This is a genomic window from Solimonas fluminis, assembly GCF_002930645.1.
Classification (GTDB): domain Bacteria; phylum Pseudomonadota; class Gammaproteobacteria; order Nevskiales; family Nevskiaceae; genus Solimonas_A; species Solimonas_A fluminis.
Genome location: NZ_PSNW01000001.1, coordinates 397,495 through 412,699 on the forward strand (window position 1 = coordinate 397,495; position 15,205 = coordinate 412,699).

At 70.1% G+C, this 15,205-nt stretch carries 14 protein-coding genes; 5 read left to right on the forward strand and 9 right to left on the reverse strand.

Annotated elements, in window-relative coordinates:
- Position 1: 1 nt before the first annotated feature.
- From C3942_RS01900 to C3942_RS01925, 6 genes are all read right to left on the reverse strand, one after another.
- Entirely contained in the window at positions 2–2,179 is a 2,178-nt protein-coding gene (locus C3942_RS01900) for a glycoside hydrolase family 31 protein (RefSeq protein WP_104228637.1), read from the reverse strand.
- A gap of 90 nt (positions 2,180–2,269) precedes the next feature.
- Positions 2,270–2,809 carry a phosphohydrolase gene (locus C3942_RS01905; RefSeq protein WP_104228638.1) on the reverse strand — a complete coding sequence of 180 codons (540 nt, stop codon included), beginning with the start codon at positions 2,807–2,809 and terminating at the stop codon, positions 2,270–2,272.
- A gap of 7 nt (positions 2,810–2,816) precedes the next feature.
- Complete coding sequence (locus C3942_RS01910; protein WP_243393489.1) at positions 2,817–3,866, reverse strand: CE1 family esterase; 1,050 nt, start codon at positions 3,864–3,866, stop codon at positions 2,817–2,819.
- 101 nt (positions 3,867–3,967) lie between these two features.
- The gene (locus C3942_RS01915; protein ID WP_104228639.1) at positions 3,968–5,194 is read right to left on the reverse strand and encodes a sensor histidine kinase; all 1,227 of its coding nucleotides are present in this window, start codon (positions 5,192–5,194) and stop codon (positions 3,968–3,970) included.
- A 2-nt stretch (positions 5,195–5,196) separates the two neighbouring features.
- Positions 5,197–5,883, reverse strand: a complete 687-nt coding sequence (locus C3942_RS01920) for a response regulator transcription factor (protein WP_243393490.1) — start codon at positions 5,881–5,883, stop codon at positions 5,197–5,199.
- Positions 5,884–5,890: 7 nt separating this feature from the next.
- Entirely contained in the window at positions 5,891–6,796 is a 906-nt protein-coding gene (locus tag C3942_RS01925; protein WP_165797280.1) for a DUF4382 domain-containing protein, read from the reverse strand.
- A 104-nt stretch (positions 6,797–6,900) separates the two neighbouring features.
- Here C3942_RS01925 and gstA point away from each other — a divergent pair, with 104 nt between their 5' ends.
- The gene (gstA, locus tag C3942_RS01930; protein WP_104228642.1) at positions 6,901–7,512 is read left to right on the forward strand and encodes a glutathione transferase GstA; all 612 of its coding nucleotides are present in this window, start codon (positions 6,901–6,903) and stop codon (positions 7,510–7,512) included.
- Between the two features lie 132 nt (positions 7,513–7,644).
- Here the strand turns inward: gstA and C3942_RS01935 are convergent, their stop codons facing one another.
- Positions 7,645–8,112 (reverse strand): EF-hand domain-containing protein, encoded by a 468-nt coding sequence (locus C3942_RS01935; RefSeq protein ID WP_104228643.1) that lies wholly within the window; start codon positions 8,110–8,112, stop codon positions 7,645–7,647.
- Positions 8,113–8,122: 10 nt separating this feature from the next.
- Entirely contained in the window at positions 8,123–9,001 is an 879-nt protein-coding gene (locus C3942_RS01940) for a DUF4382 domain-containing protein (RefSeq protein WP_165797281.1), read from the reverse strand.
- Positions 9,002–9,156: 155 nt separating this feature from the next.
- Between C3942_RS01940 and C3942_RS01945 the strand changes: the two genes are divergently transcribed.
- From C3942_RS01945 to C3942_RS01960, 4 genes are all read left to right on the forward strand, one after another.
- A complete protein-coding gene (locus C3942_RS01945) occupies positions 9,157–9,879 on the forward strand; it encodes a response regulator (RefSeq protein WP_104228994.1) in 723 nt (240 codons plus the stop codon).
- On the forward strand, positions 9,876–11,114 hold the full coding sequence (locus C3942_RS01950) for an ATP-binding protein (RefSeq protein WP_104228645.1): 1,239 nt from the start codon (positions 9,876–9,878) through the stop codon (positions 11,112–11,114). Before C3942_RS01945 ends, C3942_RS01950 begins: the two co-directional genes overlap by 4 nt.
- Before the next feature lie 92 nt (positions 11,115–11,206).
- Positions 11,207–12,403 (forward strand): NHL repeat-containing protein, encoded by a 1,197-nt coding sequence (locus C3942_RS01955; RefSeq protein ID WP_104228646.1) that lies wholly within the window; start codon positions 11,207–11,209, stop codon positions 12,401–12,403.
- A gap of 11 nt (positions 12,404–12,414) precedes the next feature.
- Positions 12,415–13,668, forward strand: a complete 1,254-nt coding sequence (locus C3942_RS01960; RefSeq protein WP_104228647.1) for a hypothetical protein — start codon at positions 12,415–12,417, stop codon at positions 13,666–13,668.
- A gap of 46 nt (positions 13,669–13,714) precedes the next feature.
- On the opposite strand, the gene C3942_RS01965 is transcribed toward C3942_RS01960, so the two are convergent.
- Positions 13,715–15,130 carry a WS/DGAT/MGAT family O-acyltransferase gene (locus C3942_RS01965; protein ID WP_104228648.1) on the reverse strand — a complete coding sequence of 472 codons (1,416 nt, stop codon included), beginning with the start codon at positions 15,128–15,130 and terminating at the stop codon, positions 13,715–13,717.
- Between the last annotated feature and the right edge of the window lie 75 nt (positions 15,131–15,205).

Consider the following 15,205-nt stretch of genomic DNA (forward strand, 5'->3'; position numbering starts at 1 on the left):
ATCACTCGGGTAGTTCGGCGGCGGAGACGCCGGGCGGTAGCCGTGCGCCCTCGCGCACGAACAGCGGCACCTGATCCAGCGGCGCCAGCACCGGGATGCGGCGCGGGCCTTCCTGCACGGCGCCGGTCCAGAAATTGACCCAGCGGCCCGGCGGGATGAACACCATGCGCAGCCCGGCCGGCAGGCCGCCCTCCAGCAGCGTGGTCACCGGCGCCACCAGCAGATCGGGGCCGAACAGGTACTGGTCGTCGGCCTGCAGGGCCAGCGGCTCCTCGGGATATTCGTAGGGCATGGGCCGCACGATGGGCACGCCCTCGGTCACCGCCAGGCGTGCGGCGGCATCGATGTAGGGGACCAGCCGGTCGTGCAGGACTGCGTAGCGGCGATAGACCTGCACGCTGCGCTCGCTGACCCACCAGGGCGGCACCGGGGTCTGCATCACCGGAGAGAAGGCGCCGAGCTGGGTCCAGCGGATATAGAGGCTCTCGCCCGGCGTCAGCAACGGAAAGCCGGCGGCGGATTCGCCCATGTCCTGGCGCAGGCCGGCGTAGCCCCCGATGTCGGAGCCGTTGTAGGGAAAGCCGCTGACCGAAAGCGACAGCAGGGAGCGCAGCGCCTGGGTCAGGCCCAGCTCGCCGAAGAAGCTGCCGTTGTCCGCCGCCCAGTGGCCGGCCCAGCGGCCGGAGCCGTTCCAGCCGCCGCGGGCGAAGATCGCGAAATCGCCGCCGGGGCGCTCGGCCTGGAAGGCTTCGAAGATCGCGCGGTGGTAGCGATCGACGTAGGCATTGTGGTTGATCCGGTTGGGCAGGCCGTTGTGCCAGGCCGCGCCCTCCGAGAGGTCTTCCTCGCCGCGATCCACCTTCACGCCGTCGATGCCGCGGCGGATCAGGCGGCGCAGGCCGTCCTGCCACCAGGCCACGGCGTCCGGGTGGGTGAAATCCAGGTGCGGGTCGATGCCGCGCGCCGGGTAGTAGGTGGCGTCGTTGCCGTCCGGACGCGAGCCTTCCACCACCCAGCCCTTGCCGCGCGCCAGGATCTCGTAATCGCCCGTGACGAAGGGCGACAGCCAGACCATGAAGCGCACGCCCTGGTCGCGAACCTCGCGGATCAGCGCATCCGGATCCTCGAAGCGCTCGGGGTCGAAGTCGAAGCTGGCCTTGCCGGCGTCCCAGGGATTGTCGAGCCAGACCGCGCCCAGCGGGATGTCGCGCTCGCGCATGCCGTTGACCAAACGGCGCACGGTATCGGTGGTGGTGTCGGAGTCCTGCCAGACCATGGGGCGCCACATCCAGGACGGCGGCGTCCACCGCGGACGACCGGCGCGCGCGGTATGCGCGCCGAGGATGTCGCGCGGACGGCCGCGGTACAGCACCAGCTCCAGCGTGTCGGTCTCCTGGGCGATGCGCAGGGCATCGTCGCGTTCGGCACTCTCGGCGAAGTTGATCTCGCCGCGCGCGTCGGATGGGCTCCAGGCACCCCAGCCGCAGGGGCACCAGAAGAAGCTGGCGGCGATCTCATTGGTGGACGTGGCGCGGTTGGAGCGCGGACCGTGGCTGATCCACAGCGGCAGGCTGCTGCCGCGCAGATCGAAGGACGAGAAGCGCTGCCCGCCGCCGTAGTAGTGCTGCGATTCGGGGCTGTCCCAGGCGGTGGAGACCGCCTGCACGGCCGGCGCATGCGGGCGGAAGCGCAGCTCCAGCGCGCCGTCCGTGGCGAATCGGTAGCGCAGGCTGGCGCCGGCACCGTCCGTGGTCCGCGCCTCGATCTCCAGGACATCTCCGGCCAGGCGCCAGCGGTCCAGGCCGGTGACGCGCTGCCAGCCTGCGGCGGTCAGGTAGGACAACGGGCGGTAGGACAGCTCGGGCAGGCCGGGATAGGCCTGGTCGATGCCATCCTGCTTGTCGTTGAAGCGCTCGTAGTCCGGATTGGCGCTGGAATCCGCGCCGCGAGCCTCGGCATCGCGCAGCAGCGTGCCTCGTGCGTCGCGCCATTGGCTACTCCAGCCTTCGCGGGAGAAGCGCAGCTCGCTGCGGCCGTCGCCGACGATCAGTTCACCGCCCTGCTCCACCGCCGTGAGTACGGCGCCGGAACTGCCGGAGGCGGATTCCGGCCGCGAGGACTGGCAGGCAGCCGATGCCAGCATGGCGAACAGCACAGCCCCCAAGCCCCAGCCCCGCATGGCGTCTCCCGGATCGAAGCGGGCAACGCTAGGGCGGCTGTTTGACAGTACCGTGACCGCGGCGCCCGGAGGGCGCCGATGGGGATGGATTTACCAGCGCATCATCGGCATGGGGCTCCAGGGCCGGGTCAGCAGGCGCCGCCCGGTGAGCCGCACCAGGCGCCAGTGGAACCCCGCGTCCGGCAGCGCCGCCTTCACCGCGCGGCGGAAATCCGCCGACACGCCGTAGCCCAGAAAGCCGAACAGCACATCGATCCAGTCGGCACGCCGCAGAGCCTCGACCGGGCCGGGATGCGCGCCGCGCCAGGGCGTGATCTTGTGGTGCTGCTGGATCATGGCATCGATCCACTCCACGTCGAGGTCGGGCGCCCGCAGCGCCACCCACTCGCGCATCCGCTTGGAGGAGGGATCCAGGTAATCCCAGGTGCCATCGGTCCAGATGCCGATGTCGTGGAAGGCCAGCGCCACGGCGGCGTGGCGCTGCTCTTCCTCGTCCGGCGTACGCTGCCAGCAGTAGTAGTTGAAGACGCGCAGGCAATGATTGCGGTATGCCACGGCGTCACCGCCGAGCGCTTCCGCGTGTTCCTGCAACAGTGAATCAAGCACGGCGTGCTGCAGGATGGGCTGCATACGTTCCCTATAGGTGTGCGTCGCGCAGGAAATCCCAGATTTCCTGTGTCGCGTCCATGTCCTGGCTGGTGGTGCCGATCAACGGCACCGGCAGATACTGCCAGCCCCCGGGCCAAGCATGGCCGCCGCCGGTGACGGTGTAAAGCCGGACCTCGCTGCCACTGCTGCAGCTGCTGTTGGCCTGCAGCGCGACCGTGGTGCCGTCGTTGGCGATGTCCGGCAGCGCCGAACTGAGGGTCTGGGCGGGATTGCAGCCGTTGCGACCAAGCCAGAAGGAGAAGGCCTGGGGCACGGAGCGCACGCCGATGCGGCCGCCGTTGTACGGCACGATGGGATCGCGGCTGCCGGCCACCAGCATCAGCGGCCGCGGAGACACGGGAGCGCAGGCGCTCTCCAGGCCGCCGGTCAGGCTGCCGGCCACGATGCCGAAGCCCGCGATGCGGTCGCTCAGCTCGCAGGCCAGCCGCATGGTCATGAAGCTGCCGTTGGACAGGCCGGCGGCGTAGACGCGCTGCGGGTCGATGGAGAAGTTGGCCTGCAACTGGGCGATCACCGCCGCTGCAAACCCGACGTCGTCATAGCCCTTGGGACGCGCGGGATCATCGTCCCAGACACCGTCCACGGAAGCCGGCATCACCGCCCACACGCCCTCGGCCGCCACCAGGTCGGCCACCTCGGTGAGGTTGGCCTGGTTCTCGGCGGTGCCGCCGTTGCCGTGGAACAGCAGCAGGACCGGAGCGCCGGCGGCGGCCGGCTCGGGCCGGACGACGACGAAGCGGCGGGTACGGCCGTTGTGCTGGAACGTCGCGTCGAAGGCCGCGGTACCGGCGGCCAGGACCAGGTTGTTGCCCTGCAGCCGGATGACGACATGATCCAGGTAGGGCGGCGTGAGCTGCGTGGCCCCGACCAGCAGAGGATCCAGGGCTTCGGTGGTGCCGCCAGCCAGGGTCCCGACCGTAGCGGTCGTGCGGCTCAGCAGGGTTTCGAGGAATCCGGCCGCCTGGGCCGGAAGGATGCAAGCGGACAGCAGCAAACCACACCAGTGATGACGACGCATGATGACCTCCCTGTCACGAACGACGAACCCCCGGCGACCGGCAACATGTCCCGGGCTCCATGGCCGATCATAGTCCCGTCCGGGGCGGCTGTCTGCCTCGCTCAGCCGGCCCGGTAGCGCCAGAGCGCCCGTGCGCCGCCCTCCGGCCGGTTTTCCAGCCGCAGTTCCCAGCCGTAGCGCTCGGCCAGCACCCGGGCGATGTAGAGGCCCATGCCGGAACCGCCGTCGCGGGCGCGGAACCCGGGCTCGAACAGTTGCGGCAAGGCGTCCGGCGGCACGCCGGGGCCCTCGTCGTCCACGGTGACGCAGCCGTCGGCCATGCGCACCCACACCTGCCCCGCGGCGGAAGCCTGCAGGGCATTGCGGAACAGGTTGGTGAATACCACGCGCACGGCGCCGGGCGGCGCCACGAGCACATCGGGCAGCAGCTGCCAGTGCACGCGCGCGGCGGCCGCCTCGTCCAGATGCGGTTCGGCTGCTTCCGGCAGCAGTTCGTCCAGGCGGTTCTCCTTCAGCGGCGGCGACTCGCGCGTGCGCGACAGCGCCAGCAATGCATCGAGGATTTCGCGCATGTCGCGCGCACCGCGCTCCAGGCGCTGCAACGGCCTCAGCACCGCGGCATCGCCACGCTCGCGCATCAGTTCGGCCGAGGCGGAAATCACCATCAGCGGGCCGCGCAGCTCGTGGCTCGCGGCGGCGGAGAAGGCGCGCTCGCGCTCGATCAGCCGCTCGATGTCCTCCAGGCGGCGGTTGAGCGTGCTGACCACCAGGTCGAGCTCCTCGTCGGCGCGCGGCACCGAGATGCGCAGGTGCCGCTGGCTGGGATCCAGGGCGCGCACCTGTTCGAGCAGTTCGTGATACGGCTTGAGTACCCGGTCGGCCGTGCGGTCCGCCGCGATCCAGGTGCCGAGGAACACCAGCAGGGCGGTGATGGACACCCCGAGCCAGAGCCAGGACTCGCGCTGCTCGACGAACGCCACCGGATACGCCAGGTAGGCGGCGTCGCCGGGCGTGACCCGCCGCATGTAGACGCAGTAGGGCTCGCCGCCGATGTCCACCGGCTCGGTGATGCCCTCGGGCAGCCCCCGGAGTTCCGCCGGCAAGGGGCCGCCCCGCGCAGGCCGGAAGTACTTGAGCGCGGACGCCTGCTGCTCCGGCGGCTCCGGCGCGATGTCCGCCTCGAGCATGGCGTCCATCTGCTGCGCCAGCATGTCGTTGATGGCGGCATCCTCGATGGCCTCGTCGGCGACGTAGAGCGCGCCTGCGCCGAGCAGCGCCGCCGCCACCGACAGGCCCAGCACGATGCGGCGGACGCGTTGGCGCAGCATGGCTAGGAACTGCCTTCGATGTCGGCCAGGCGATAGCCGATGCTGCGGTAGGTATGCAGCAGCTTGCGCGGCTGGTCGCGGTCGATCGCCTCGCGCAGCTTGTGCATGTGGGCGCGCAGGAAGTCCTGGTCCGGCGGCTGGTCGCCCCAGAGCAGGTACTCCAGTTCCTCGCGGGGCACGATCCGGTGCGCGTTGCGCAGCAGGTGCTCCAGCAGCTTGCCCAGGGTCGGCGACAGCGGGATCAGCCGCCCCGCCCGACGCAGCTCGCGGGTGCGCGTGTCCAGCACCAGGTCGCCGGCGGTGAGCTGCGGCGTGGCCACGCGGTTGCTGGCGCGGCGGTGCAAGGCGGTCAGGCGCGCATAGAGCTCCGCCAGTTCGAAAGGCTTGACCAGGTAGTCGTCCGCCCCTGCATCGAAGCCGGCGACCTTGTCGGGCAGCGTATCCAGCGCGGTCAGCATCAGCACGGGCGCGCTCAGGCCATGCTCGCCGCGCAACCGGGCACAGAGCGTGGCGCCGTCCATGCGCGGCAGCAGGCGGTCCAGCACCAGCACGTCGTAGGTCTCCTGGGTGGCCAGGCGCAAGGCGGCGAGGCCATCCCGGGCGTAGTCCACGGAATGACCACGCTGCTCCAGGTACTCGCCGACCGACTCGGCGATGTCCGCATGATCCTCGACGATCAGGACGCGCACGGCCGGCCTAGAAATCGCGCGTGGTCGTACCGCCTTCCTCGATATCGACGAGGAAGGCATCGCGGAACACCAGGGTGTCCTGGCGGGTGAAGGGATCGTCCAGGTCCGCCTTGCAGGTGTAGGCCACCGTGTAGCGCCCGGCGGGCAGGCCGCGGAAGCGGTAGCTGAAATCGCCCTCGTCGCCGGGTCGCACAACACTGGCCGATACCAGGGGCGAGTCGGTCACGTCGGCGGCGTAGTCGGTGAGCTGGTTGCGCCGGTCGTCCCGGTACAGGTACATGGCAAAGCCTTCTTCCTCGCTGCCGGCACAGCCGCCGCCCTGGACGTAGTCCTCGTCGACCTGGCCCACCAGCGTGCCCAGATCGCCGGAGCGCCCCGCGGTGGCCACCTGGCGCAGGCGGTAGAGATTGTCCGGCTGGGTCTGGCGCGAGAAGGAGAAGCGCAGGTCCAGGACCGCCAGCAGCGTCTCGGTCTCGTCATCGTCGTCCGACAGCTGGATGTCGATGTCGGCCCCCGGCTGCAGATCGCTCACACGGATCGGGAATTCGCCGTCGTCGGTCTCGATCTCGGCGCCGCGCTCGTCGAAGACCAGGCGCAACTTGCGATAGCGGGCGGATGGCACTTCCTCGCCGCCGACCAGGCTCAGCAGTTCGCTGCCCTGGAAGTCCAGCAGGTTGACCAGGCGGTCATCGGTCTCGATGCGGCGGGTGCCGCCCGCCTCGTCCTGCAGTTCCACTGCCCTGATGCGGACGCTGATGCGCTCGGCATCGACCGGCCGGTTGACCGTGGCCAGGTCGATATCCAGCGAGGACTCGCAGGCCGCCAGGCCCAGGGCCAGAGGCAGCAGGGACAGGCGCAGCAGGGTCGCGTTCTTCATGTCCACGAGTGTAGCGGCCGGCGGGAGTTCAGTCATTTTGAAGGACCCCTTCAGGAAATTCCGGTTTTTCCGGTGCCGATGCCCGCCTATGCTGCAGGCCGCAGTCATCCCGAGCCGACACACAATCCCAAGGAGAACCCATGAAACTGTACTTTGCCCCCGGCGCCTGCTCCCTCTCCCCGCATATCGTGCTGCATGAGGCCGGCCTTGCCGCCCAGACCGAGAAGGTGGACCTGGCCAGCAAGAAGACCGCCTCGGGAGCCGATTTCACCCAGGTGAACCCCAAGGGCTACGTCCCCGCCCTGCAACTGGACGACGGCACCGTGCTGACCGAGGGTCCGGCCATCGTCCAGTACCTGGCCGACCAGCGTCCGGCCGCCCGCCTGGCGCCCGAGAACGGTACGCTGCAGCGCTACCAGCTGCAGGAACTGCTGAACTTCATCAGCACCGAGATCCACAAGAGCTACAGCCCGCTGTTCAAGCCGAACAGCACCCCGGAGATGAAGCAGGCCTTCATCGATCTGCTGCAGCGCCGCTACGACACGGTGGAGCAGATGCTGAGCGGCCGCCAGTACATCGCCGGCGACCAGTTCACCGTGGCCGACGCCTATCTCTTCACCGTGACCGGCTGGAGCCGCGTGCTGAAGATCGACCTGCTGTCCTCGCGCCCGAACCTGGCGGCGTACATGGAGCGGGTGGGCGGAAGGCCGGCGGTGCAGAGCGCGATGCGGGCTGAAGGCTTGATCAAGTGAGGTGAGCAGCCGAGAGGGCGGTGATCCCAGCGAGGTTTACCCCTCTCGGCAACTGCTCCTGCGCTGCCCTCCCTTGCGCATCCATGCCCTGTCCCCTATCCCTCTCCCGCAACGGGAGAGGGATTTCAGGGTTCAGAACGCCGGCGGCGGCATCAACTCCTGATCCTGCAGCACGCCGTTGCCGTCCGCATCCATCCGCGTGAAGGCCTCGTCGGCCTGGGCCTGGACCTCGGAGAGCTCCAGCAATCCGTCGCCGTTGGCATCGCGCGGTGCCGGCGGCGGCGTGCCCTGGGCCCGCACCAGGGCCGGCGCGGACTTCAGGCGGTCCTGAGGGATCGCCTGGCCGCCGGGGCCGTCCAGGCGCAGCACGAAGCGCCGCGGCAGGAACTGCCTCTGCTCGGCGGCGTCGAGGTAGCCGTCGGAATTGCGGTCAGCCGCGCGGAAGCGGGCGGCGGCGCCTTCGCGCCATTCGGCCCGGTCCACCTGGCCATCCTCGTTGTAGTCCGCCGGCAGCGGCGGCTGCGCCAGGGCGCCGGCGGAAAGCAGCATGAGGGCCAGCATCAGCAGGCCGGATCCGATGGACAGCTTGATGGTGGGCATGGGGTCGCTCCTATTCGGCGGTGAAGGCGATGCTGCGGGTCTCGCCCGCGTCGACGGTGACATTGCGGCGCTGCTGGAAATCCAGGTCGTTCACGACTGCCGGCTGCTCGTTGTCGGCATTGCAGGTCAGCGCCAGGGTGTAGTCGCCCTCCGGCAGGAAGGCGAAACGGTAGCGGTAGCCTCCGTCGCCGTCGTCGTAGACCGCCGTGGCCGACACCGGCTGCGTGCCGCTGACGCGGCTGCGGGCGTAGTCCACCGGGGTGACGCCGGTCCCCTCGTAGGCATAGACGCTGACCCCGCGCAGCAGGCTACGCCCCTGGCGGCAGTCGGCGTCTTCCACCAGGGCGTTGGCGACCTTGCCGGACACTTCACCCGCATCCTCCGGATCCAGGGCCCGCAGGACCGGGGCCAGGGCATAGTTGCCGTAGGTGGAAAGCTGGTCGTCCAGGGAGAAGCGCAGTTCCAGGTCCAGCAGCAGGCTGGCCTCGTCGTCGTCGCCGACGTCCAGGTCCAGGTCGGCGAACTCCTGGGTCTCGGGCGGCACCACCGGCACCTGGCTGCCGTCGCTGCGGCCGACGTAGGAGCCGTCCTCCGCGAAGACCAGGTGGGCCCCGACGTAGCGGGCGGCGGGAACCTCCTCGCCCTCCACCAGTCTCAGCGTCGAGCCGTTGCGGTACTGCAGCAGGTCGACCTCGCGGTCGAGGTCGAGCGTCACGCGGTTTCCGTCCTCCCTGAGCAGCTGGATGCCGGTCAGGTGCAGCACCACGGACTCGGCCCCGTCGATCGGGCCATCGGTCAGGTCGACATCGAGCTGGGCTTCGCAGGCGGCCAGCAGCGGCAGGCAGGCCAGCAGGGGGATACAGCGTTGCAGCGGCAGGTTGACGGGCATTCGGCGGGGGTCTTCAGGAAACTGGGGCGAAGGTATCGGCCACCGCCTGCCCGGGTCCGCCCCGCATTTGTCGCAATTCGTATCAGGCTGTATCCGGCTCCGGCAAAACCCTTTTTCCCATTCCATTGCGTACTTAGGCTGGTCCGACCATGTCCATGAACCCCAAAGTCCTGCTGGTCGACGACGACGAGCGCCTGCGCAACCTGATCGCCGGATTCCTGGTGAAGCACGGCATCGATGCCGAGGGCGTCGGCACCGCCGCTTCCGCCCAGCGCTACATCCAGCGCGAATCCTATGACCTGGTGGTGCTGGACCTGATGCTGCCCGACGGCGACGGCATCGCCCTGTGCCGCCGCCTGCGCGAGCTGGCGCCCTCGACGCCGGTGATCATGCTGTCGGCGCGCGGCGACGACGTGGACCGCATCATCGGCCTGGAGGTCGGCGCCGACGACTACCTCGGCAAGCCCTGCAACCCGCGCGAGCTGGTGGCCCGCATCCACTCGGTGCTGCGGCGCACGCGGCAGCGCGGCATGCCGGGGCTTCCCGCCACCCGCGAAACGCTGCGCTTCGGCGAGTTCGAGCTGGACCTGTGGAGCCGCGTGCTGAAGCGCGAGGGTGTCCCGGTACGGCTCACCACCGGCGAGTACCAGTTACTGGAGGCACTGGCGCTGAACGCCCGGCGCGTGCTGGGTCGCGACGAGCTGCACCGCATGGTTTCCGGCAACCGCGGCGAGACCCTGTCCCGCTCCATCGACCTGCTGGTGTCGCGGTTGCGCCGCATCCTCGAGCCGGACGCCGCCGAGCCGCGCTACATCCAGACGGTCTGGGGCCGCGGCTACATCTTCGTGCCCGACCATACGGCGGTGACGGCACCGTGAAGGTCAGCCTGCGCAACTGGGTGGGGCTGATCGTGGCGGCGGCGCTGCTCGCCAGCCCCCTGCTCAACTTCGCTCTGCTGCGCCTGTTCCCGCCGCCGGACGACCTGCTGTTCCGCACCCTGCCCGGCCCTCCTCCGCCGCCACCCGGCGAGGAACCGTCGCGGCCTGCGGTGCCAGCCGCCGGCGTGACGAGCATGGCCCGCGTGGGTTTCGTCGGCGCTGCGGGGGGAGGCAGCCTGCTGGGCCTGCCGGCCACCCGTTTCGAGACGCCGCTGCGCACGCGCGTGGAGGTGCTGCGCAGCGACGCGGGCGAGCCGGGCGCACCGCCCGTGGTGCGGCGCTTCAGCGGCGTGGTCTCGCCGGAACACGAGGCGGCGATCAAGGCGATGCGGCGCCACTTCACGCTGATCAACCTCGCCACCATCGGCATCCTGATGCTGGCGGCGGTGCTGCTGCTGTCGCTGTTGCTGCGCCGGCCGGTCCGGCGCCTGCTCGAGGGCATCGGCGACATCGAGCGCGGCGCCGCCCCATCCACCCCTCCCAGCGGCCCGCGCGAGTTCCGGCAGATCGGCGAGGCGCTGCGGCGCATGAGCGTGAAGCTGCGCGGCAGCCTGCGCGAACGCGAACTGATGCTGGCCGGCCTGTCGCACGACATCCGCTCGCCGCTGGCGCGGCTGCAGGCGGCGATCGAACTGCATGCCTCCGACCATCCGGGCGACTTCCGGCCGATGATGGCCGACATCCGCGACATCGACCACATCGTGCACCAGTGCATCGACTTCGTGCGCGACGGGCAGGACGAGCCGCTGGAGAGCCTGGAACTGGATGCCCTGGTGCGCACGGCCCTGCAGCGCCACGAGGGCCTGCAACTGGACCTGGCCTGCGGCGGGCTTCAGGTCGGCGCCCGCCGGCTGGGCCTGCTGCGCCTGATCCGCAACCTGGCCGACAACGCCCTCACCCACGGCCTGGCGCCGGTGCGCGTGGCCACGCGGCGCGACGGCGATGCCCTGCGCCTGAGCGTGGAGGATCACGGGCGCGGCATCGATCCGGGGGAATGGCAACGCCTGATCGAACCCTTCGAGCGGGGCAACCGCGCCCGCGACGGCCGCGGTGCCGGCCTGGGCCTGGCGATCGTCCAGCGCGTGGCCTCCGCGCATGGCGCCCGGGTGGAACTGCGCGAGCGCCGCGGCGATCGCCCGTTCGCGGTGGAACTGTGCCTGCCGCTGACCGCGTGAAAGACTTGGATACGTTTTCATACAAAGCCTTGCAGCCGTAGCGCCGCCGCCCGGGAAATCATGGAGCTCCCCTATTTCCCTGGAGATACCCGATGTCGGCGACCCCGTCCGCGCGCGGCCTGCGCCCTGCCGTACCCGCCCTGCTGCTGTTGCTGCCGGCCCTGCTGGCGGGCTGCGGAGGCGGTGGCGGCGGCGATGACGATCCCGACCTGATCGAGGCCTTCGGGCTCTATGGCCAGGCCGACTACGAGGGCAGCGCCCCCAACCGCGGCGCCACCACGGCCAGCAACACCCTGGCCCAGCCGCTGGGCAACGTCGCCAGCGACGGCACCCGCCTGTTCATCGCCGACACGGCCAACAACCGCATCCTCGGGTTTGCCGCCGTGCCCACCACGCCGGCCACGGCCGCCAGCTTCGTCCTGGGCCAGTCCAGCGCCACTGCCAACACGCCGGCCACGGCGCGCGACCGCCTGGCCCTGCCCGGCGCCGTCTTCACCGGCGAGGGCAAGCTGGTGGTGGCCGACTCCGGCAACAACCGCGTGCTGATCTGGAACACGATCCCCGATTCCGCCGGCGACCTGCCCGACGTGGTCGTGGGCCAGACGGATTTCGTCTCCTCCACCTCCGGCACCAGCGCCACGAACCTGGCCTTCCCGACCGCGGCCGTGATCGCCAACGGACGGCTGGTGGTGGCGGACCAGAACAACAACCGCGTGCTGGTCTGGAACAGCGTACCCACCGCCAACGGCGCCGCCGCGGACCTGGTGCTGGGCCAGCCGGGCTTCACCACGCGCGAGGCCGACGACGAAGCCGACGAGATGAACAAGCCCGCCGGCCTCTGGAGCGACGGCTTCCGCCTGCTGGTGACGGACTCGGGCAACAACCGGGTGCTGTACTGGGCGCTGTTCCCGCAGCAGTCCAGCGCCGACGCCGACTACGTCATGGGCCAGAGCGGCTTCAGCCGCTCCTCGGCGGGCAGCTCGGCTTCGACGCTGCGCGCTCCCTTCGGCGTCGGCTCCGACGGCACCCGCATCTACGTGGCGGACTCCGGCAACAACCGCGTGCTGCGCTACAACGCCTTCCCGCTGGAAAACGGGCTGGCCGCGAGCGAGGTCTACGGCCAGGAGAGCTTCACCTCGGTGACGGCCAACGACGCGGACCAGGACGGCGACAGCGACGACACGCCGGCCAGCACCACGCTGAGCGGCGCATCCGGCGCCTTCATCTACGGTGGCGTGCTCTACGTCAGCGACCGCAACAACAACCGCATCCTGTTCTTCCCGCAGTGAAGCGTTCCGCAATGAGGACGGCGGCGGCTCCGGCCGCCGCCGCGCTCCTGGCGCTGGCAGCCTGCTCCGGCGGCGTCGGTGACGGCCGGCGCCCGGTGAAGATCCAGGTGACGTCTGTCTACGGCGGCGATTCGCTGGACAGCTACGAGTGCGCGGCCGTGCAGCTGACGGCCGTGGCGACCTTCAGCGGCGAGGGCGAGGACACGTTCGAGGCGGTGTCGGAACGCAGCACCTGGACCAGCAACGACACCGGCGTGGCGATCGTCAGCAACGGCGACATCCCGATCCCGGGCGCCACCGGGCTGTACTACGCCCAGGGCACCGTGATCGTGCTGCGGCCCGGCTCGGCGACCATCACCGCGGACTATGCCGGCCTGCGCGCGCAGTACGGCATCAGCGCCACCTCCATCGGCGACCTGAGCATCACGCCCGCTCTCACGCGCATGGCGCCGGAGACCAGCCAGAAATTCAAGCTGGAGACGACGACCGCGGAAAGCAGCGTGGCGCTGGACCTGACCAGCGTGGCGGCCTGGAGCGTGGTCACGGCCGGAGCCCCGGTCGGCATCAGCGGCTCGACGCTGCAGGCCCTGACCGGTCCGGTGGACACCCCCTTCGTCCTGGAGGCCTCGCTGCCGCTCTGCGGCCGCGCGATACGCCGGGAACTGCAGCTGGGGCCGCTGCGCGAGCTGCAGCTCTCCTACGAGCAGGCCCCGGGTGTCGTGCTGCCCCTGGGGTACAGCGAGTACGTCGGCATCCTCGGGCTGTTCGAGGATGCCTCGGCACCGCCGCAGGAACTGGCTGCCCAGGTGACCGGCGAACTGCTGGAGGGTGACGAAGCCGGCTACAGCGAGTCGGCCGATACGGCGGGCCGCCTGATCAAGCCGCTGCAGGCGGATGAGCCTCTGCGGTTCCGCTACACCCTGGAATCCGCCGGGCTGTCCGTGGACACGCGGCCGATCGAGGCCCGCGACCTCGACCTGATGGCCCTGCGCCTGTCGACCGACGACGCGGAGCTGGAGCTGCGGGACAGCCTGCAGGCCCAGGCCCATGGCCTGTTCAGCGACGGCATCGAGCGGCCGATCCGGCACGACCTGAGCTGGAGCAGCCGCGATACCAGCGTCGCCACCGTGGGCGCGGGCATCGAGGGCGGCAAGATCACGGCCACGAGCCTGGAAGGCGACACCGTGATCGACGCAGCGGCCAACGACCTCAGCGGACTCGACGCCGAGATCGCGGTACATACCTATCGCAAGAGGCCGGAATGAAACAAGGGCGGCCATGGCCGCCCTTGTTCATTCCGGCACCGTCCGCTCAGGAGGCGGAGCGCTTCCTCTTCGTGCCGCCGGCCTGCGGCGGCATCGCGGCTGCCAGGGCTTCCTCCATCTCGTTCAGCGCGTCGCCGGTGTAGACCGCCAGCTTCTGCAGGCTGGGGATCGAGTCGCGGCAGCCGGTGAAGCCGACCGCGACGCGGTCGCAGTAACCGACCAGGGTGATGTTCAGGGCGTAGCCGTCGAACAGGATCGACATCGGGTACATCGCCTCCAGCTGCGCGCCGCGAAGGTACAGCGGCACCTTGGAGGCGACGACGTTGGAGACGGTGACGTTGAAGAACGGCGGCACCTTGGACAGGACGCCCGCCATCTGGCCCAGCAGCAGCGGCGACAAGCCCATCATCGTGAACTGCTCCAGGGCCGTCGGCGACAGGCCCAGCAGCTGCTGCTTGGTGACGCTGGTGACCCGATGGATGCGCTGCAGGCGCTTGAGCGGGTCGGTCTGGTCGGTGCCGAAGGGGCAGACGAAGCCGGCCACGGCATTGCCGCCGCCCTTGCCTTCCGGCCGCGGCAGGGCCACCGGGACGGAGGCCAGCAGGGACTTTTCCGGCAGGGCCCCGTTTTCCAGCAGGTAGCGGCGGATGGCGCCGCCGCAGATCGCCAGGGACACGTCGTTGACGGTGGTGCCGGTGGCGCTGCTGATGGCCTTGATGCGCTTGAGGTCCAGCAACTGGGTGCCGAGGCGGCGCTGCTGGCTGATCGCCTGGTTGAGCAGGCTGCGCGGCGTGGTCAGCGCGGCGCGGGTCCCGCCCTCCAGGCCGGGGGCGCTCATCTCCCGCAGCACCTTGATCAGCTCCGGCAGGGTGCGGATCTGGTGGCCGGCGACCTTGAAGGGCTTGGCCAGCCGTGTCTTCCAGGACCTGGGACGCGCCGGCTCGGCCGCCGCCTGTGCCATGGGCCGGCCGGGACCGCTCATGTCGGTCGGGTCCTCGCTGAGCCAGCTGCGCACCATCTTCATGCCGCCCATGCCGTCGATGGCGCAGTGGTGGGCCTTGAAGTAGATCGCGAAGCGGCGGTTCTCCAGTCCCTCGATCAGGTGGGCCTCCCACAGCGGACGGCTCAGGTCCAGGGGATGGGAATGCAGGCGGGCCACCAGCACGCCCAGCTCGCGCTCGCCGCCCGGGTACGGCAGGGCCGAGTGGCGGATGTGGTAATCGATGTCGATGTCGGCCTTGACCCAAGCCGGGGCCAGCTTCGACATCCGGCCACGGGCCAGCTTGCAGTCGAAGGGGTGTGGCATGAAGGGCACGGTGCGCATGTGCTGCAGCAGGTCCCGCAGGAAGTCCGGGGAGGCGTTGTCCGGTAGCCTGAAGGTCAGCAGGCCCCCCACGTGCATCGGGGTGCGCTTGGATTCCATGCGCAGGAAAGATGCGTCGACCGGACTCAGGTACTGCATGCGGGCTCTCCCCCGGATTGTCGTTATCGTGTGCCGCTGAGGCGACGTTCAAGATGCACGATTTCCGGGCGCCCC